The following is a 17,879-nucleotide window of genomic DNA, read 5'->3' on the forward strand; positions in this document are numbered from 1 at the left end:
GGCGTGGAGCTGCGCGAGAGCACCGGACAAGTCGAGCTGCGCCGCGAGCTGCGGGCGTACTTCGCCGCACTGCTGCCCGAGGACGACCGTCGAGCCGCGCACGAGCAGGGCGTCGGCGGGCAGCAGTTCCGCGAGATCGTCGCCAAGCTCGGTGCTGATGGCTGGCTCGGCATCGGCTGGCCGACCGAGTTCGGCGGCCAGGGTCGCTCGGTGGCCGAGCAGTACGTGTTCTTCGACGAGGTGCAGCGGGCCGGCATCCCGTTCCCGTTCGTCACGGTGAACACGGTCGGACCGACCCTGATGGCCCACGGCACCGAGGAGCAGAAGCGGCGTTACCTGCCGGGCATCCTGTCCGGCGAGCTCGTCTTCGCGATCGGCTACACCGAACCGGGCGCCGGCACCGACCTTGCCTCGCTCAGCACCCGCGCCGTCCGCGACGGCGACAGCTGGGTGGTCGACGGCAGCAAGGTGTTCACCAGCGGGGCGAACACCGCCGACTACATCTGGCTCGCCTGCCGCACCGATGCCGATGCCCCGGTGCACAAGGGAATCTCGATCCTGATCGCCTCCACCGCCGACCCCGGCTTCTCCTGGACGCCGATCCCGACAGTCGGCGGGATGAGCGTCACGGCCACGTACTACAGCGGGGTCCGGGTGCCGGCCGCCGACCTGGTCGGGCCGGTGCACGGTGGCTGGTCGCTGATCACCGCTCAACTCAACCACGAGCGGATCGGCCTCGCGGCACTCGGCGGCCGGGCGATCGCGCTGTGGGAGCAGACGGTGCAGACCAGCCGCGACAGCGGCGCGCTGGACGCGCCGTGGGTGCGCGCCGAGCTGGCGCGCACCCACGCCCGGCTGGAGGCGATGCGGCTGCTGAACTGGCGGATGACCGAGGCGGTGGCGGCGGGCACGCTCGGCGCGGCGGATGCGTCGGCGACCAAGGTGTACGGCACCGAGACGCACCTGGACACCTACCGGACGCTGGTGCAGGTGCTCGGTGCCGCGGGCCGGTTGCGCGCCGGCTCTCCTGCCGCCGCGCTCTCCGGTGAGGTCGAACAGGTCTCGCGCCAGGCGGTGGTGAACACGTTCGGGGGCGGCGTCAACGAGGTGCTCCGTGACATCGTGGCCACCGCCGGCCTCGGGCTGCCGCGCGTGAGGAGAACGACATGAACTACGAGCAGTTCGTGGGGCGTTCCGGGTCGGCGTCCGACGCGCAGGACGAGGTCAACCTGCCGATGATCCGGCACTGGGTCGAGGCGATGGGCGACACGAACCCGGTGTACCTCGACGAGCGCGCAGCGCGGGCAACCGGCCGCGACAGCGTGATCGCGCCACCGACCATGCTGCAGGCGTGGACGATGCGTGGCTACGCCGCCTCGCAGGCGCCCGCCCCGCCCGGCGATGCGCTGAGCGAGCTGTGGGCGGCGCTCGCGGCGGACGGGTTCAGCTCGGTGGTCGCGACCGACTGCGAGCAGGAGTACCTGCGCGAACTGGTTCCCGGTGACCGGCTGAGCGCCACCGAGACCGTCGAGAGCATCTCGTCCGAGAAGCAGACCGCGCTCGGCGCCGGACACTTCGTGACCACGGTGAAGACCTATCGCGACCAGCACGAGGAGGTCGTCGGGGTGCAGCGCTGGCGCACGTTGCGATTCCGTCCCGGTACCGGCCGCACCGGGACCCCCGGGCTCCGTCCGCGGCCGGCGCTCAACCGGGACAACGCGTTCTGGTTCGACGCTGCCCGTGAGCACCGCCTGGTGATCCAGCGGTGTACGGCGTGCGGTGCGCTGCGCCATCCGCCGGCGCCGTGCTGCCCCACGTGTCACTCCTTCGACTGGGACACGGTCGAGGCGAGCGGGCGCGGCGCTGTCCACAGCTTCGTCGTGAACCACCATCCGCAGGCGCCCGGGTTCGACTACCCGCTGCCGATCGTGCTCGTCGAGCTGGACGAGGGCGTGCGCCTGGTCGCCAACGTCGTCAGCCTCGAGCCGGACGAGATCGAGATCGGGCTGCCGGTGAGGCTGGTGTGGATCGACGCCGATCCCGACCTGACGCTGCCCGCCTTCACCGCCGCCGCCAGGGAGGCCTGATGGACTTCACCTTCACCGAGGACCAGCGGTCGCTGCAGGCGTTGGCGGCGCAGGTGTTCGGCGGGCACGCGAGCGTCGAACGGGTACGCGCGGTCGAGGCCGGCGAGGAGCGCGTAGATCGTGAGCTGTGGGCCCAGCTTGCGGCTACCGGGTTGCTGGGCGTCGCAGTGCCCGAGGCGTCCGGCGGTGCCGGGTTCGGGCTGGTCGAGGCGTGCCTGGTGCTCGAACAGCAGGGGGCGCACGTGGCGCCGGTGCCGCTGTGGCAGACGGTGACCGCGGCGCTCGCGATCGCCGAGCTCGGCACCGGGGCGCAGCAGGGCGCGGTGTTGCCGCAGGTCGCCGACGGCAGCCTGATGCTCACGGTCGCGCTCGAGGAGTTCGGCGCCGGCGCGCTGACCACGCCCGCCACCCGGGCGATCAGGAACGCCGACGGCCACTGGCGGTTGACCGGGGCCAAGGCTGCCGTTCCCGCCGCGCACGTTTCCGGCCGCGTGCTGGTCTCGGCGTGCCTGCCGGACGGCGAACCCGCGGTGTTCCTCGCCGACCTGGACGCCGCCGGGATCTGCGGCGAGCCGGCCGACACGACGGCGCACGAGCTCGCCGCGCACCTGAGCTTCGCGGATGCGCCGGCCGAACTGCTGGGCGGCGCCGGCGCGCTTCACCGGCTGCTCGACCTGGCCCAGGTTGCGATCGCCGCGGTGCAACTCGGCGTGGCCGAGAGCGCGATGCGCCAAGGCGCGAAGTACGTCAGCGAACGCGAACAGTTCGGCCGCCCCATCGGCACCTTCCAGGCAGTCCAGCACCAGCTTGCCGACTGCTACCTGGACGTCGAGGCGATGCGTGTCACGCTGTGGCAGGCCGCCTGGCTGTGCGCGGCGGCCGGTGCTGAGGTCGGCACCTCGGTCGGCGTGGCGTCCTGGTGGGCGGCCGACGGCGGCGCGCGCGTGGTGCACCGCGTGCAGCACCTGCACGGCGGCATCGGCGTCGATGTCGACTACCCGATCCACCGCTACCTGCTGTGGGGCAAGCAACTGGCCGGACTGCTCGGCGGGCAGGCGGCCCGGCTGGAGCGGCTCGGCGGACGGATCGCGTCATGAGCGCGGTCGGCGAGCAGTTGCCCGAGTTGCGGATCCCGATCACCCGCACGCTGATCGTCGCCACCGCGATCGCCGGCCGCGACTACCAGGACGTGCACCACGACCCCGAGTTGGCACGCGAACGCGGTTCCAAGGACGTGTTCATGAACATCCTGACCAGCAACGGGCTGGTCGGCCGGTACGTCACCGACTGGGCCGGCCCGGCAGCGCGGCTGCGCAAGGTCGCGATCCGGCTGGGCGCGCCTAACTATCCGGGCGACGTGATGACGATGACCGGCGAGGTCACCGAGGTCGACGGCGAGCTGGTCACCGTCGCCGTCCGCGGCGCGAACAGCCTGGGCGCGCACGTCACCGGCACCGTCACGCTGACCGTGGGCAACACGCGATGAGCCGCTCCGGGACGGGGCTTTCCGGCAGCGCGGCCGTCGTCGGCATCGGCGCGACCGAGTTCAGCAAGGACTCTGGGCGCAGTGAGCTGCAGTTGGCCTGCGAGGCGATCCTCGCCGCGCTCGAGGATGCCGGCCTGCGACCCGAGGACGTCGACGGCCTCACCACGTTCACGATGGAGACGAACTCCGAGATCGTCGTGGCCCGGGCTCTGGGCATCGGCGAGCTCACCTTCTTCTCGCGGATCGGGTACGGCGGTGGGGCGGCGTGTGCGAGCGTGCAGCAGGCCGCGATGGCGATCGCGACCGGAATCGCGCAGGTGGTCGTCGTCTACCGCGCGTTCAACGAGCGCTCCGGGGTGCGCTTCGGGCTGGGCCAGGGCGACCGTCCGGTCGACGCCACCGCCGACCGTGCTGCCTACTCGTGGCTGACGCCGCAGGGGCTGCACACGCCGGCGCAGTGGGTGGCCATGTTCGCACGCCGCTACCTGTACGAGTACGGCGCGACCAGCGAGGATTTCGGCCGCGTCGCAGTGCTCGATCGCAAGCACGCTGCGACCAACCCGAAGGCGTGGTTCTACCAGCGGCCGATCACGCTGGCCGATCATCAGGCGTCGCGGTACATCGCCGAGCCGCTGCGGCTGCTGGACTGCTGCCAGGAGACCGACGGCGGCCAGGCGCTGGTGCTCGTCTCTCCCGAGCGGGCCGGCGACCTGCGGAACCGGCCGGCGCTGGTGCGCGCGGCGGCACAAGGCGCCGGCGCCGACCAGCACATGATGGCGAGCTACTACCGTCCGGACATCACCGGCATCCCGGAGATGGGGCTGGTCGGCCGGCAGTTGTACGCGCAGAGCGGCCTCGGCCCGAGTGACCTGGACGCGGCGATCCTCTACGACCACTTCACCCCACTCGTGCTGCCGCAGCTGGAGGAGCTCGGCTTCTGCAAGCCGGGCGAGGCGAAGGACTTCATCGCCGACGGCAACCTCGAACTCGGCGGCGCGCTGCCGACCAACACGCACGGCGGCCAGCTCGGTGAGGCCTACCTGCACGGCGTGAACGGCATCGCCGAAGGGGTGCGGTTGATCCGCGGTACGTCGGTCAACCAGCCCGACGGCGTCGAGAACGTGATCGTGACGGCCGGGACCGGGGTCCCGACGAGCGGACTGATTCTGGGAGCTGCGAGATGAGCGTGCTGGACACCTTCCGGCTGGACGGGCGGGTCGCGCTGCTGTCCGGCGCAGGCCGCGGCATCGGTGCCGCGGCGGCACTCGCGCTGGCCGGTGCCGGTGCCGACGTCGCGGTGCTGGCGCGGACCGGCGAGCAGTTGGAGAAGGTGGCGGCGCAGGTCCGCGAGCAGACCGGACGGCGGGCGCTGCCGGTCGTCGCCGACGCCTACGACGCGCACGACACCGCGGCGGCAGTGCAGCGGGTGGTCGCCGAGTACGGCCGGCTCGACGTCGTCGTGTCGATCACCGGCGGCGCGTTCCCGCGCCCGTTCGCGAAGACCGACGACGAGATGCTGGTCGATTCGTTCCGCAGCAACGTGATCAACGGGCTGCGCCTGGTCCGGTGCGCGCTGCCGCACCTGCTCGAGTCCGACTCGGCCAGCGTGGTCATGGTCTCCAGCGCGATCGGGCATGTGGTCGGCCGGGGCTACGTCGCGTACGGCTCGGGCAAGGCGGCGCTGGATCACTCGGTGCGCCTGCTCGCCGCCGAGCTGAACCCGAAGGTGCGCGTGAACGCGGTGGCGCCCGGGGCGGTGCTGACCGACTCGCTGGAGAAGGTTGCCGCCGACCCGGCGATGAAGGCGCTGCTGGAGCGCGAGACGCCGCTGCACCGCATCGGCACCGTCGAGGACGTCGCCGCAGCGGTGCTGTACCTGGCCGGGCCGGCATCGTCCTACGTCACCGGGCAGGTGCTCGCGGTCGACGGCGGGCTGGTGAAGTCGAACCTCGACATGCCCTTCCCGGATCTGTGAATGGACGACCGGCAGGCGATCGTGGAGGTGCTGATCGAGGCGGCGTGGATCTTCGACCACAAGCAGTGGGAGCGCATGGCTGAGGTGTTCACCCCGGACGCCGTCGCGTACGGACAGCGCGGCCTGGAGGCGATCACGGCGAACACGATCGGCTACCTCGGCGGCTGCGGTCCGACGCAGCACCTGCTCGGCAACCACCGCGTGCGGGTCGACGGTGACCGTGCGAGCGTGACCAGCTACGTGCGCGCGTTCCACCTGCGTGCCGGCGTGGACCCGATGCAGCGTGCCGAGCCCGACCGGTACTGGGACTTCCTCGGCGAGTACCACGACACGCTGGTGCGTACCGCGGACGGCTGGCGGATAGCGTCCAGGGTGTGCACACCGACGGCGGGGACCGGTCGGCTCGAATTGACGGCGACACCGTGACGGAGCCTCATCCGCTCGCCGGGGCCGACCTCGGCAGCCGGACCGTGCGGTACGACGAGCGGGACGCGATCCTGTACGCGCTCGCGGTCGGTGCCGGCGCGAGCGACCTGGACCTGGTCTTCGAGCGGCGGCTGCGCGTCCTGCCGACGTTCGCGCTGACGCTCGCGCAGTGGGCGCCGGACGTTCTGGCCGGGCGGGGTGCGTGGGACGTGGCCACCGCGCTGCACGGCGCGCAGCGGCTGCAGGTGCTGGACCCGCTGCCGGCTTCTGGCGAGGTGTTGATGACCGCGCGCGTCGGCGACGTGTGGGACAAGGGCTCGGCGGCCGTGTTCGACGTCGTGGTGCAGAGCCGGTACTTCCGCGCGACGTGGTCGATCTTTGCGCCGGGACGTGGCGGCTTCGGTGGTTCGCGCGGTCCGGCAACGCCTGCTTCGTCCGAGGGTGTTCCGGACGTCGAGACGACCCTGCCGACGTTCGCCACCCAGGCCGCCCTCTACCGGTTGACGGGCGACCGGCACCTGATCCACATCGACCCGGCTGCCGCGGCGGCGATCGGCCAGCCGCGACCGATTCTGCACGGGCTCTGCACGCTGGCCGCCGCGGTGCTGCGGATCGCGGCGGTGACGGGCGCGCACCCGGCGGACGTGCTTGAGCTCGGTGGCCGGTTCGCGGCGCCGGTGCTGCCGGGCCAGGTGCTCGACCTGCAGCTGTGGACCGGGGGCGGCGCCGGCACCGCGTTCCGCGCCGTGCACGCCGGCACCCCGGTGCTGACTGCCGGGACCGTCCGATTCCAGGACAGCCGGTGACGGCGGACGATCTGCGCTGGCTCGACGCCACCGCGTCCGCGGAACTGGTCGCCGCCGGTGCCCTGTCGCCGGCGGAGCTGGTCGATGCCGCGATCGGTCGGATCGAGAAGCTCGACCCGGCGATCAACGCGGTGATCCATCAGCGCTTCGACCGGGCGCGGGCGGAGGCGCGTGGCGAGCTGCCGGACGGGCCGTTTCGCGGCGTCCCGATCGTGATCAAGGACCTGGACGCGACGGCCGGCGACCCATTACACCTGGGCACCCGCTTCCTGCGCGATGCGGGCTACACCGCGGACTATGACACCGGGTTCGTCACCCGGCTGCGTCGCGCCGGCTTCGTCGTCGTCGGGCGCACCAGTACGCCGGAGTTCGCGCTGTCGATCACGACCGAACCGCTGGCCACCGGGCCGACCCGCAATCCGTGGGATACCGAGCGGTCGACCGGCGGTTCGTCGGGCGGCAGCGCCGCGGCCGTCGCGGCCGGCATGGTGCCGGTTGCGCACGCGAGCGACGGCGGCGGCTCGATCCGTATCCCGGCCAGCGAGTGCGGGCTGGTGGGGCTCAAGCCGACGCGTGCCCGGATCAGCATGGCGCCGGATGCCGGTGAGGGGTGGGCCGGCGCGTCGACCGACGGGGTGCTGAGTCATACCGTGCGGGACACGGCGGCGCTGCTGGACGTGCTGGCCGGCCCGGAGCCCGGCGATCCGTACTGGGCCCCGCCGTTGTCTCGCCCGCTCGCGGACGAGGTCGGTGCCGAGCCCGGACGGCTGCGCATCGGCATGCTTGCGCGCCCGCCGTTCGCCGACGTGCCCGGCGATCCAGAGGTGGAGGCGGCCGTGCGCGCCACGGCCGAACTGCTCACCGGGCTCGGGCATCGTGTCGAGGAGTCGTTCCCGGCTGCGATGTACGACCCTGAGTTCGGCCCGCACTACGGCACCATCACGTCCTGCTCGGTCACCGCGGAGATCGACCGCTGGGCGCAGGTTCTCGGCGCCCCGGTCGACGAATCACGGCTGGAGGGGATGACGCAGCTGTCCCTGCAGCATGGCCGCGCGTCGAGCGGTGCCGACTACGTGAGTGCGGTGCAGTGGATGCACGGCTTCAACCGGCGCGTGGCGAAATGGTGGGCGGACGGGTTCGATCTGCTGCTGTGCCCGGTGCTCAACGGCACGCCGCCGCCGATCGGTTGGTTCAGCGACATGGCTACCGCCTACGAGCGGATCGGTGCACTGTTGCACTACACAGGCCAGTTCAACATCACCGGTCAGCCCGCGATCTCGCTGCCGCTCGGGATGAGTGCCGACGGGCTGCCCATCGGTGTGCAGCTCGTGGGCGGTTTCGGTCGTGAGGACGTCCTGATCAGGGTCGCCGCGCAGCTCGAGCAGGCTGCCCCCTGGTCCGGCCGCCACCCGAGTCTCTGAAGCCGATCGACGTCTCTCTGAACCGGTCGACGTCAACTTCTGTCCGCACTCGTGGCGGGCGGCCGGATTTGCCCCGCCGGCGCGCCGAGCCGAGATCCACTCCTTCAACTCACGCGAGGAGCCCCCATGTCAGTCCCCCATGGCCCGTGACCGGGCCGCTCGGTAGCGGTGAGAATGAAGGGGTCGCCCGGTGACGTCGCGTGAGCTTGGTGCCGGGTGCCCGAATGTCAGTCGGACGCGGGAGCCTGCGGTACCCGGTATTGCTGCTACGAGCGCGTGATTCAGATTCGTTGTCGACAGGCTCCTCCGGGCGACGCCGTTGCGTCGGAAGGAGTGAGGGCGATGGATGTGGTGATCGAACGGTGTGCCGGTATCGACATCGGCAAGAAGACAATGGCGGTGACGATCCGCGCGCCGGGACAGGGCAAGCGTCGACGGCAGGAGACCCGCACGTTCGGCACGATGACCGGCGAGGTGCTCGCTCTGCGGGACTGGCTGCTCGCCGAGGGCGTGCAGGTCGCGGCGATGGAAGCGACCAGCGACTATTGGAAGCCGGTGTTCTACCTGCTCGAGGACGTGAGCGAGTGTTGGCTGCTCAACGCCCATCACCTCAAGGCGGTGCCCGGCCGCAAGACCGACGTCAAGGACTCGGAGTGGATCGCCCGAGCCTGTCAAGTCTTCTGTGTAAGTGGTCAAGATCGTTGGGTTAGAGGCCGGCGGGGAGCCGGCCGGGGTAGGCCAGGTCGAGGGCGTTGATGGCGGCGCGCCAGCCGGTGGTGGTGGCGCCTTCGATCAGGCGGGGCGGGGCGGTGCGCTTGTTCGCCGGCTTGCCTTTGTCCTTCTCTCGCAGAGCGGCGCGCTTGTCTTCGATGTCGAGGATGGCCAGCCAGATGAGCTTGATGATGGCGTCGTCATTGGGGAACTGGCCACGGTTCTTGATGATCTTGCGGAGCTGGTAGTTCAACGACTCGATCGAGTTGGTGGTGTAGATGACCTTGCGAACCTCCAGTGGGAAGGCCAGGAACGGCACGAACCGGTCCCAGGCTCGTTCCCACGCTGCGACGGTGGCGCCGTACTTCTTGCCGAGTTCGGAGTCGGCGAACGTGGTGAGCTCGTCGAAGGCGGCGTCGGCGTTGACCGCGGTGTAGATCGGCTTGAGCGCCGCAGCGACGGCCTTGCGGTCGTTGTAGGACACGTAACGCAGCGAGGCGCGAATCAGGTGGACCACGCAGGTCTGCACCACTGTCTGCGGCCAGGTCGACTCGACCGCCTCTGGCAGCCCGACCAGGCCGTCGCAGCAGGCGATCAGCACGTCGCGCACTCCGCGGTTGCGCAGCTCGCCGAGCACCTGGTTCCAGAACCGAGCGCCTTCTTGCTGCTGAACCCACAAGCCCAGCACGTGCTTCACGCCGTCGGTATCGACGCCGATCACCACGTGACAGGCCTTGTTGCGCACTACGTTCTGGTCGCGGACCTTCACCACCAGGGCGTCGATGAAGATCACCGGATAGACCGCGTCCAGGGGACGGGTCTGCCAGGCCTTGACCTCTTCGAGGACCTCGTCGGTGATCTTGGAGATCGTGTCATGGGACAGCTCGGTGCCATAGACCCGCTGCAGGTGGTGGCCGATGTCGCGCACCGTCATCCCACCGGCATAGAGGCTGATGATCATGTCCGACAGGCCGCCGAGGCGGCGGGTCCCCTTCGGTACCAGCCGGGGCGTGAAGCTGCCGACCCGATCCCGCGGCGTGTCCAGATCGACCGGCCCGACCTCGGTCAACAACGTCTTCGGCGTCGACCCGTTACGGGAGTTGCCAGACCCGGCCCCGGCCGGGTCACCACGCTCGTAGCCCAAGTGATCGGTGAGCTCGGCCTCGAGTCCACGCTCGAGCACCGCCTTGATCATCTCCGGCAGGAACCCGCCGTCGCCGGTCAACGCGACACCGTCGTCACCGACCTTCGACATCAGATCGTCCAGCCAGCCCTGCCCGGCCATCTCGGCCACCAGCTTGCGCGCCGCCACCCGCGCCGGTGGCACCGGCTCGTCCTTGCGGCTGCGCTTGGCCATGTCCTCCAGTGTCGCCGACACCAGCTGATCGGCCACCGCCGACGGCACCTCGTTCACCGCAGCGGCCCGGCCGCCCGGCATCATCGTGATCGTCATGATCGTGTTCTCCGATCTGTGCGACAGCTCCCGCAGGAGCCTCCCGCACGGGGTTAGCTCAACCCCTCACACAGACCATCTGACACGCCCGATCGCCCAGCTGGTCGAGCACGGGCTGGTGCGGCCCTCGTTCGTCCCGCCGCCGCCGATCCGCGAACTGCGGGATCTGACCCGCTACCGCAAGACCGTCATCGAGGAACGCACCCGCGAGCTGCAGCGGCTGGAAAAGGTCCTCGAAGACGCCGGCGTCAAACTCAGCTCGGTCGCCTCCAGCATCGTCGGTGTGTCCGGCCGGGCGATGCTCAACGCTTTGGTGGACGGCGAGCGCGACCCGGTCGTGTTGGCTGAGCTGGCCAAAGCGAGCTTGCGGCGCAAGACCGGCGAACTGCAGCAGGCGCTGCTGGGCCGCTTCGACGCCCACCACGCGATCCTGGTGCGCGAGATGCTGGCCCGCATCGACGCCGCAGACGCGACCTGCGCTCGTCTGTCCTTGGAGATCAACGACCGACTCGAGCCCTTTCGTCGCCAACTCGACCTGCTGATGACCATCCCCGGTGTCGCCCGCCGCACCGGCGAAGTGATCATCGCCGAGACCGGCGGCGACATGCGCGCATTCGGCTCCCCGCACCGCCTCGCCGCCTGGGCGGGAGTCTGCCCCGGCAACAACGAGTCGGCCGGCAAACACCGACCCGGCCACACCCGCAAAGGCAACAAGTGGCTCGGCGCGGCGCTGGTCGAGTCCGCCCACGCCGCCGGCCGAACCAAGAACACCTATCTGGCCGCGCAATACTGGCGACTGTCCGGACGCCGCGGCAAGAAACGCGCCGCCGTAGCCGTCGGCCACTCCATACTCGTGATCGCCTACCACCTGCTCGACCGCCAACAGCCCTACCACGACCTCGGCGGCGACTACTTCACCAGCCGCCTGTCCGACGAAGTCCACGTCCGGCGACTCGTCGCCCAACTCGAACGCCTCGGACAGACCGTCACCCTCACCCCACAGGAACCGCCAGCGGCCTGATTTCCAGCACAATGCTCGCCTATTCACGATTCAGATCAGAACGGTGGTGGTTGGTCGTTGGGGTCGGGTCCGGTCTGCTTCGGTGGTTCGGGTTCGGGTTCGGGTTGGGGGACGGGTAGTTCGGGTGGTCGGTAGTGGTAGTGGTGTCGGGTTGCCGAGGTCCAGTGGTAGGTGCCGTCGGGGGTGCGGGTGAGGGTCCAGCCGGCGTGGTGTTTGAGGTCGTGATGCCGCTTGCAGAGGGGTTCGAGGTTGGTCACGCTGGTGGGGCCGTCGGGCCAGGGTGAACCGGCACGGGTTCTCTGCCGTCTTCATGCTGTGCTGCCGACGGGGTTGAGGGCAGCGTAGTGGGCGTGCTCGTACTCGACCGGCGTGATCATGTTGAGCGAGCTGTGCAGGCGCCGGTTGTTGTACCAGTCGACCCAGCCGGCGGTCGCGAACTCCACGTCGGAGACGGTCTTGTAGGGCCCGTCGTGGAAGATCGTGGTGCGGATGCACTCGGTCTTGTACAGGCCGTTGATCGTCTCCATCAGCGCGTTGTCGTAGGCGTCGCCGACCGACCCGATCGAGGGCCGGATGTCTTCGAGCGCCAGGTGCTCGGTCAGCGTGATGGAGGTGTACTGCGTGCCGGCATCGGCGCTAAGCCGAATTCGGCTTAGCAGCGATTATGCCGAGGTCTGCGTTATGCCGAAGGTCGGCGGGATCCCCTTTGCTGGCAGGGCTGCGTGACTGATTCCTCGGCTTAACGATCCGGCGGTTAGCGGAGGCTGTAGAGGGCCTGCAGTCGCTCCTTCGTGAGTCGGCGCGCCTGGGGTGTCGTGACGGCTGGGGTGGCGGCATCGACGGCTTTGCGCATCATGTCGACGGTGGCGAAGGCGTAGAACGCCGAGGTGGTCGACATGTTCTCGTGGCCGAGGAGTCGCATGATGATCGGCAGCGCGATGCCCTGCTGGTAGAGGTCCATCGCTTTGGTCTTGCGCAGCATGTGGCAGTGGATGTCTTCGGGAATCGAGGGACATCTTCGGCGTGCGGTTGTGGCGGCGCGTTTGAGCACTGCGGCGACGGTGTCGGTCGACAGCGCGGTCGGTGCCCCGTTGTGCAAGCTGTAGAACACCGGGCGGGTCGTTTCGGTTCGGGCGATGCCGGGGTGGAACTCGGCGAGGTAGACGTCCAGGTGTTCGATCGTCTTCGCGGTGAGCGGGACGACGCGGGTCTTGTCACCTTTGCCGGTGAGGACCACATGGCCGGGCCGGTGCAGGTGCAGGTCGGCCAGCGTCATGGCGGTGAGCTCACCGACGCGGGCGGCGGTGTCGTAGAGCAGGATCAGCAGCATCCGGTTCCGCCGCGATTTCGGGGTGCGGCCGGTGAATGCGGCGAGCACCGCGCTCGTCTCGGGTTCGGTGAGGTACTCGATCGGTTCCCTCGCCGCGGTGGGTGCGCGCAGCGTCTTGGCTTGCTGGCTGACCGTGACGAGGGTGAGGTCTTCGGCCGCGCAGTAGGCCAGGAACGCTTTGACGGCGGTGAGCCGCAGGCCGATCGTCCGTGGCGCGTAGTGCTGCTGCCCGCCCATCCAGGCGAGCCATCCTTTCAAGTGCTGCCGGTCGAGATGGTCGAAGCTGACGTGTGCGCGGGCGACGTGGTGCTGTTCGGCGAGGTAGCGCAGGAGGCATTCCAGGCTGATCCGGTAGGCCTCGACCGTGTTCGCCGAGCGGTGCGCCATCGTCGGCAGGTAGACGTGCAGGTAGTCGCGGGCGTAGCGGTAGAAGTCCGGTTCGCGGGTCGCTCGGTCATGCTTGGTCATCGAATCCGACCTCCGGCAGCAGCGACTGGCCTGCGGTGGTGAGTCCGTCGTAGGCGTGCAGGAACTCCGGCGAGGTGTGGATGTAGTAGAACGTCGACTCGATGCTGGCGTGGCCCATGTAGCGGGCCAGGTAGGGAAGCATCGCCATGACGTCCTTGCCCTGCGCCATCCAGCGATCGACGTTGGCGTAGGCGAAGTGATGCCGGAAGGCGTAGGGCGTGGGCTGCACCCCGCCGCTCGGCCGTGAAAGAGCGGCCTGGTGCCAGATACGCCGGAAGATCTCATCGATGGTCGCGCCTGTGACCTCGTTGCCGGTCCTCGAGATGAAGAAGGTGGCCCGTGACGGTCCGAAATGCGCACGCGTGATGCGGTCGCACTTGGCCAGAACCCTCGTGACGTCGGCAGTGAGCGGGAGCCTTCGCGACCGGTTGCCCTTGGAGTCGACCACGTCGAGGGTCCTGTCGCGCAGGTGCACGTGCTCGGGGCGTAGCCGCCGGGTCTCCCCGGTCCGCAGCCCGCAACAGTGCATCAACGTGAAGAACGCGACCGACTGCCACCGCCACGGCGACGCCGCCCGCACCGCCGCCGCAGTAGCGAAGAACGCCTCGATCTCCGCCTCGCCGAGCAAGTAGGGGTGCGTGGGCAGGCGTTGAGCCTTCCACCGGTCCGACAAGACGTAGGCGTCACACTGCCCGTGGGCCTGCAGCCAGCGGCCGACATCGCGGATGTAGGACATCCAGGACCGGTAGGGGCCCGTGCGGGCCAGACGCTCGCTGACCCATCCCTCGACCGTGTCGCGGTCGAACACCGTCCGGTCGTGAGAGGTGCAGTAGGCGTCGAACTGCCTCAGGTACCAGACCCTGGAGGCGCCGTAGAACCCCATCTGCTCCTTGAACGCGAGGTAGGCGGCAAGGTGCGGTGCGAACGCGCTGGTGAAGTCATGGCCGTTCGCGGCCAGCGCCTTCGTGCTCATGGCCGCGCGCCGGCGGGGACGTCGAGGACGCAGTCGAGCAGGCGCACGACATCGACGCTCAGATACAGGTCAGTCGATTTCGGCCGCGCGTGGCCGAGCACGGCCGCGATGGTCGGCAACGGCACCGACGCCCTCAGCAGCCGTGTCGCGGCGTTGTGCCGCAACAGACGCGTGCTGCCCAGCACGTCCGCGACGCCGGCCCGACGGAACACCGTGGTGATCACCCGGTGGACCGTGGCGTGGTCGGCCAGCCGCGTGTGCGGGGCCACCGAACGCACGAACAGATGCTCGTCCGGCGAGTCTGGCCGCTGGTCAAGGACGTACTCGGCAAGCCGGTCGACTACCAGATCGGTCAGCGGCACTGTCAGCGGGTTGTGGGTCTTCTGCTGCACGAGGCTCGCGGTCCGTGCCCGCCAGTCGATGTCGTCACGAAGCAGACTGATGATGTCGCATGCGCGCAGCCCCGTCGTGACCGCAAGCAGCGTGATGGCAGCATCCCGTGCCGGTATAGCCGGCGTTGCGCATGCCTGCACGATCAGGCGCTGCGCCTCGTCCGGCAGCGCCGGCACGATCCGGTGAGAGCGCTTGAGGCCAGCCAACCCGAGCGCGTCGACCAGGTCGCTGCGGCCGGTGAACTTCAAGAACGGGCGGAAGTTCGACACGACCCAGAACAGCGACGACGTCTTCCACGTAGCCGTCAACGAGTTCAGGTAGCTCAGCACGCTCGCCCCGTCGGCGTCACGGAGACGGCGGATCCCGCCTGCCTCCAGGAACACCAGGTAATCGCGAGCGACCCGGCCGTAGGCATCCCGGGTCGCGGACGCGAGAGCCCGGTCAGCCATGTCGGCCTCCCACGCGCCAACAAGCCGGACGAACTCCCGCGAGACAGGACGGGGCCCGCCCCCGCCACGGGTGCAGCAAGCCAACTCGACCCGGCCCGTGGTGACGTAGGAGTTGAACACGCGGACCAGCCGTCCGTAGTCGAACCGGCGCTGCACGCTGAACCTGCCCGTCCGCGGGCTGATCGTCATCGCCGCGAACTCCGCACCCAGCGCCGGTGTGTACTTGCCGCCCCGCCCGTCGGCGAGTTGCGTCAACGCCCTGATCGACTTCTCGTAGTTGCCGATCGTTGACTCCATATAGCCGGCCGCGCGCAGCTCCGCGACAACAACCGACCCGATCCCCGTGACCGTCATGTCCATGGCCGTCTCCTCCTCCGCATCGCGAATGGACACGGCGGACGCTGCCACCGAACAGGCCCAAACGTTAGCCCGAGGAATCAGTCACGCAGCCCTGCCAGCAAAGGGGATCCCGCCGATCCTCGGCATAACGCAGACCTCGGCATAATCGCTGTGATGGATCAGCCGGCCGGGCTCGGGCTGGTGACCTTCGCGGTCGCGTTGCCACAGCGCGATGCGCAGCGGCGTCATGACCAGCTCTACGGCCTTGGTCGTGGCGGCGTGCCAGGCGACGATGCGTTGGGCGAAGACGTCGACGATGAAGGCCACGTAGACGAACCCGGCCCAGGTGCGCACGTAAGTGAAGTCGGTGACCCACTTCTCGTTCGGCGCGGTCGCGGTGAAGTCCCGGTCGAGCAAATCACCGGCACGCCGGCCGTCCTTGGCCCGGATCGTGGTGCGCACGCCCTTGGCGCGGCGAATCCCCTGATGCTGCAAGGTTTTCATCGCCCGCGCCACCGTACACTCGGCGACGACGAGACCGCGCCGACGCAGCGCCGCGGTCAGCTTGCGCCGCCCGTACAGACCCTCCGGGGTCATGCGCAGCACGCCGTGCTCGTCACGCGCCCAGCACAGCGTCGTGATCTCATCAATCAGCTGCGCGTCGCTGACCGTGCGCGCCGCCGGCGCGCTGGTGCGCCACGACCGGTAGGTCCGCGCGGCGACCTGGCAGCCCTGCTCACGCAGCACCCGGCAGGTCGACTCGACCGCGTGGCCCTCGACGCGCATCTGGTCGATGAACCCCATGATCATCGGTTGCGGGGGTCGAGTTCCCCCACGAAGAAAGTCGTCGCCGCTTTCAAGATCGCGACATCTTCCCGCAGCCGGGCGTTCTCGGCCTTGAGCTTCTTGATCTCCGCGTGCTCGACCGAGGTGGTCCCCGGCCGGGCGCCGGCATCGACATCGGCCTGCAGCACCCACCGGCGCACCGTCTCGGTGCCCAGCCGCTCCTGCTTGGCCACCGCCGCTGAGGCAGCGGTCAGGTTCGGGTACTCAGCGCGATGCTCCAGCACCCGACGCACAGCCCGCTCCTTCACAGCGGGATCGATCTTCTTGGGCATGTCGCCATCCTTCCTGACTCACAAGGAAGCGGCATCAAACCCGTACCGGTTCAGGGTGTGCGGTGATCCAACTGGCAGGTGTGGGCTCTGCGTCGGCAGCCGGGCATGATGCAGTGTTGGTCGCGGGTGATGACGTGCCGGGTGATGGTGGTGGTGGGTTGGTAGCGGTGGGTGATCAGGCTGCTGTCGAGCGCCGGCCCGGTCGGCACCGTGGATGCCGTGGGTGCGTGCGGGCAGGTTTGGTCGAGGAGGTGTCCGGTCTGGTCGACGGGCCAGTAGTGGCGCTGGGCGCCGGGTTGGGTGGCGAGGCGCCGGGCGATGTCGGCGGGGACGGGTTCGCCGTTGAGGTAGCCGGGTTGGTTGTCGGTCCCGGCCAGGGTGCTGGCGGCGAGGGTGACGTTCACGGTGGGCTTGAGTCCGTGTTCGGTGGGTAGGCCGGGCAGGGCCAGGGCGGCGGTGCAGATCTCGACGAGGGCGTCGGCGCGGCGTTGGTCGGCGGTGCGCTGGTCTTGCCGGCTGGTCTTCGTGCCCCAGGCGTTGACGGCGGTCCATACGGTTTCGATGCCGTCGGCCGGGGCGAACAGGGTGAGCCAGCCCATCCCGTCCTCGACCTGCTCGCGCCGCACGTGCCGTTGCGCGGCCGCAGCGCGGTGTTTCTCGTTCTGGCTCTTGGCGTCGTGTTTGGCGATCGCGCGGCGCACGGCGGCGCGGAACTCACCGGGTGTCTGTCCGGGAGCCCGGCGCAGGACCTGGGCCTGCACTTTCGCGGCCACCGGATCGGGCAGGTCGACGGTGGCGGTGGCCAGGATGCGGGCGTGCACCGCGGACAGGTACCCGGCGCGCAGCAGGTCGAACGTGTCCCACAACCGTGAGCTCAGTTCGCTGGCGCACTGGAGGCGGTCCTGGGTGGTGGCCGGTGCCAGGTGCAGCGCGAGCGCCGCCTCCTCGCGCAGGAACTGCTCACCGCCGGGGTCGCGGTGGGCGAGTTCGGCGAGCAGCTCGTTCTGTTTGGCATCGACCAGGGCCCGGAGCCGGTCACAGGCGGTGAGGGCGTCGATCAGGCCGGTGTCCGAGAGCCGGCCCGGCAGCAGCGACTCCACCGCGGTCAACACCGCACCCGAGGGCGTCAGCACGCTCGCCGCGCCGGCGGCCTGGTCGGGCCGGTGCAGCACGTCCGAGCTGGTGGGTAGTGGGGTGCATTGGGCGGGGTCGACTAGGTCGACGGTGATCCCGTCAACCATGATCTGGTCGGATTCGCCCATGCGTCTGATTCTACAGCACCGACTTGACTTGTCAACCCTTGAGGATGGACTTTCGCCTTATTTTATCGGCAGGTCCCGACAGAACCACGACGTCCGGACCGGATGCAAACCACAGCGGAAGGCGACCCAGCAGCGCAACCCGACCGAGCGCCCAGCTCCGC

At 69.6% G+C, this 17,879-nt stretch carries 16 protein-coding genes, 3 pseudogenes and 1 other annotated feature; of the genes and pseudogenes, 11 read left to right on the plus strand and 8 right to left on the minus strand.

What is annotated here, in order from left to right:
* Window positions 1-3: 3 nt before the first annotated feature.
* The 10 genes and pseudogenes from M6B22_RS17755 to M6B22_RS17800 all read left to right on the plus strand — a co-directional run.
* The gene (locus M6B22_RS17755; RefSeq protein WP_269442908.1) at window positions 4-1,170 is read left to right on the plus strand and encodes an acyl-CoA dehydrogenase family protein; all 1,167 of its coding nucleotides are present in this window, start codon (window positions 4-6) and stop codon (window positions 1,168-1,170) included.
* The gene (locus M6B22_RS17760) at window positions 1,167-2,087 is read left to right on the plus strand and encodes a bifunctional MaoC family dehydratase N-terminal/OB-fold nucleic acid binding domain-containing protein (protein ID WP_269442909.1); all 921 of its coding nucleotides are present in this window, start codon (window positions 1,167-1,169) and stop codon (window positions 2,085-2,087) included. Before M6B22_RS17755 ends, M6B22_RS17760 begins: the two co-directional genes overlap by 4 nt.
* Window positions 2,087-3,184, plus strand: a complete 1,098-nt coding sequence (locus M6B22_RS17765) for an acyl-CoA dehydrogenase family protein (protein WP_269442910.1) — start codon at window positions 2,087-2,089, stop codon at window positions 3,182-3,184. Before M6B22_RS17760 ends, M6B22_RS17765 begins: the two co-directional genes overlap by 1 nt.
* Window positions 3,181-3,573 carry a MaoC family dehydratase gene (locus tag M6B22_RS17770; protein WP_269442911.1) on the plus strand — a complete coding sequence of 131 codons (393 nt, stop codon included), beginning with the start codon at window positions 3,181-3,183 and terminating at the stop codon, window positions 3,571-3,573. The genes M6B22_RS17765 and M6B22_RS17770 overlap by 4 nt, the downstream gene beginning before the upstream one ends.
* Entirely contained in the window at window positions 3,570-4,757 is a 1,188-nt protein-coding gene (locus M6B22_RS17775) for a lipid-transfer protein (RefSeq protein WP_269442912.1), read from the plus strand. Before M6B22_RS17770 ends, M6B22_RS17775 begins: the two co-directional genes overlap by 4 nt.
* Window positions 4,754-5,548, plus strand: coding sequence for an SDR family oxidoreductase (locus tag M6B22_RS17780; protein WP_269442913.1), 795 nt, complete (start codon window positions 4,754-4,756; stop codon window positions 5,546-5,548). Before M6B22_RS17775 ends, M6B22_RS17780 begins: the two co-directional genes overlap by 4 nt.
* Window positions 5,549-5,974, plus strand: a complete 426-nt coding sequence (locus M6B22_RS17785) for a nuclear transport factor 2 family protein (RefSeq protein ID WP_269442914.1) — start codon at window positions 5,549-5,551, stop codon at window positions 5,972-5,974.
* Window positions 5,971-6,780 (plus strand): MaoC/PaaZ C-terminal domain-containing protein, encoded by an 810-nt coding sequence (locus M6B22_RS17790; RefSeq protein ID WP_269442915.1) that lies wholly within the window; start codon window positions 5,971-5,973, stop codon window positions 6,778-6,780. Before M6B22_RS17785 ends, M6B22_RS17790 begins: the two co-directional genes overlap by 4 nt.
* Window positions 6,777-8,201, plus strand: coding sequence for an amidase (locus M6B22_RS17795; RefSeq protein WP_269442916.1), 1,425 nt, complete (start codon window positions 6,777-6,779; stop codon window positions 8,199-8,201). Before M6B22_RS17790 ends, M6B22_RS17795 begins: the two co-directional genes overlap by 4 nt.
* A gap of 342 nt (window positions 8,202-8,543) precedes the next feature.
* Window positions 8,544-8,867, plus strand: a pseudogene (locus M6B22_RS17800) (IS110 family transposase); the annotation flags it as partial.
* 40 nt (window positions 8,868-8,907) lie between these two features.
* On the opposite strand, the gene M6B22_RS17805 reads toward M6B22_RS17800, so the two are convergent.
* Window positions 8,908-10,269, minus strand: coding sequence for an IS256 family transposase (locus tag M6B22_RS17805; protein ID WP_407935646.1), 1,362 nt, complete (start codon window positions 10,267-10,269; stop codon window positions 8,908-8,910).
* A 94-nt stretch (window positions 10,270-10,363) separates the two neighbouring features.
* Here M6B22_RS17805 and M6B22_RS17810 point away from each other — a divergent pair, with 94 nt between their 5' ends.
* Window positions 10,364-11,386 carry an IS110 family RNA-guided transposase gene (locus M6B22_RS17810; RefSeq protein WP_269442918.1) on the plus strand — a complete coding sequence of 341 codons (1,023 nt, stop codon included), beginning with the start codon at window positions 10,364-10,366 and terminating at the stop codon, window positions 11,384-11,386.
* Window positions 11,387-11,421: 35 nt separating this feature from the next.
* On the opposite strand, the gene M6B22_RS17815 is transcribed toward M6B22_RS17810, so the two are convergent.
* From M6B22_RS17815 to M6B22_RS17845, 7 genes and pseudogenes are all read right to left on the minus strand, one after another.
* Window positions 11,422-11,643 carry a hypothetical protein gene (locus M6B22_RS17815; protein ID WP_269442919.1) on the minus strand — a complete coding sequence of 74 codons (222 nt, stop codon included), beginning with the start codon at window positions 11,641-11,643 and terminating at the stop codon, window positions 11,422-11,424.
* A gap of 51 nt (window positions 11,644-11,694) precedes the next feature.
* A pseudogene (locus M6B22_RS17820) lies at window positions 11,695-12,036 on the minus strand (transposase); the annotation flags it as partial.
* Between the two features lie 104 nt (window positions 12,037-12,140).
* Complete coding sequence (locus M6B22_RS17825; RefSeq protein WP_269442920.1) at window positions 12,141-13,184, minus strand: tyrosine-type recombinase/integrase; 1,044 nt, start codon at window positions 13,182-13,184, stop codon at window positions 12,141-12,143.
* On the minus strand, window positions 13,171-14,157 hold the full coding sequence (locus tag M6B22_RS17830; RefSeq protein WP_269442921.1) for a tyrosine-type recombinase/integrase: 987 nt from the start codon (window positions 14,155-14,157) through the stop codon (window positions 13,171-13,173). The genes M6B22_RS17825 and M6B22_RS17830 overlap by 14 nt, the downstream gene beginning before the upstream one ends.
* Window positions 14,154-15,359 carry a tyrosine-type recombinase/integrase gene (locus M6B22_RS17835; protein WP_269442922.1) on the minus strand — a complete coding sequence of 402 codons (1,206 nt, stop codon included), beginning with the start codon at window positions 15,357-15,359 and terminating at the stop codon, window positions 14,154-14,156. The genes M6B22_RS17830 and M6B22_RS17835 overlap by 4 nt, the downstream gene beginning before the upstream one ends.
* A 144-nt stretch (window positions 15,360-15,503) precedes the next feature.
* Window positions 15,504-16,456: pseudogene (locus tag M6B22_RS17840) on the minus strand (IS3 family transposase); the annotation flags it as partial.
* Window positions 16,053-16,187 (minus strand) — a sequence feature (AL1L pseudoknot). Its footprint overlaps the pseudogene before it by 135 nt.
* A 50-nt stretch (window positions 16,457-16,506) precedes the next feature.
* Window positions 16,507-17,718 carry a DUF222 domain-containing protein gene (locus M6B22_RS17845; protein WP_269442923.1) on the minus strand — a complete coding sequence of 404 codons (1,212 nt, stop codon included), beginning with the start codon at window positions 17,716-17,718 and terminating at the stop codon, window positions 16,507-16,509.
* Between the last annotated feature and the right edge of the window lie 161 nt (window positions 17,719-17,879).

Source organism: Jatrophihabitans cynanchi (genome assembly GCF_027247405.1).
In the GTDB taxonomy this organism is placed as follows: Bacteria; Actinomycetota; Actinomycetes; order Mycobacteriales; family Jatrophihabitantaceae; genus Jatrophihabitans_B; species Jatrophihabitans_B cynanchi.

Bases quoted from the DNA above. Each gene is read 5' to 3' on its own strand.
- M6B22_RS17760 (WP_269442909.1), top strand. From the start codon at position 1,167: ATGAACTACGAGCAGTTCGTGGGGCGTTCCGGGTCGGCGTCCGACGCG.
- M6B22_RS17765 (WP_269442910.1), top strand. From the start codon at position 2,087: ATGGACTTCACCTTCACCGAGGACCAGCGGTCGCTGCAGGCGTTGGCG.
- M6B22_RS17770 (WP_269442911.1), top strand. From the start codon at position 3,181: ATGAGCGCGGTCGGCGAGCAGTTGCCCGAGTTGCGGATCCCGATCACC.
- M6B22_RS17775 (WP_269442912.1), top strand. From the start codon at position 3,570: ATGAGCCGCTCCGGGACGGGGCTTTCCGGCAGCGCGGCCGTCGTCGGC.
- M6B22_RS17780 (WP_269442913.1), top strand. From the start codon at position 4,754: ATGAGCGTGCTGGACACCTTCCGGCTGGACGGGCGGGTCGCGCTGCTG.
- M6B22_RS17785 (WP_269442914.1), top strand. From the start codon at position 5,549: ATGGACGACCGGCAGGCGATCGTGGAGGTGCTGATCGAGGCGGCGTGG.
- M6B22_RS17805 (WP_407935646.1), bottom strand. From the start codon at position 10,269: ATGGCCAAGCGCAGCCGCAAGGACGAGCCGGTGCCACCGGCGCGGGTG.
- M6B22_RS17810 (WP_269442918.1), top strand. From the start codon at position 10,364: ATGATCGTGTTCTCCGATCTGTGCGACAGCTCCCGCAGGAGCCTCCCG.
- M6B22_RS17825 (WP_269442920.1), bottom strand. From the start codon at position 13,184: ATGACCAAGCATGACCGAGCGACCCGCGAACCGGACTTCTACCGCTAC.
- M6B22_RS17830 (WP_269442921.1), bottom strand. From the start codon at position 14,157: ATGAGCACGAAGGCGCTGGCCGCGAACGGCCATGACTTCACCAGCGCG.
- M6B22_RS17835 (WP_269442922.1), bottom strand. From the start codon at position 15,359: ATGGACATGACGGTCACGGGGATCGGGTCGGTTGTTGTCGCGGAGCTG.
- M6B22_RS17845 (WP_269442923.1), bottom strand. From the start codon at position 17,718: ATGGGCGAATCCGACCAGATCATGGTTGACGGGATCACCGTCGACCTA.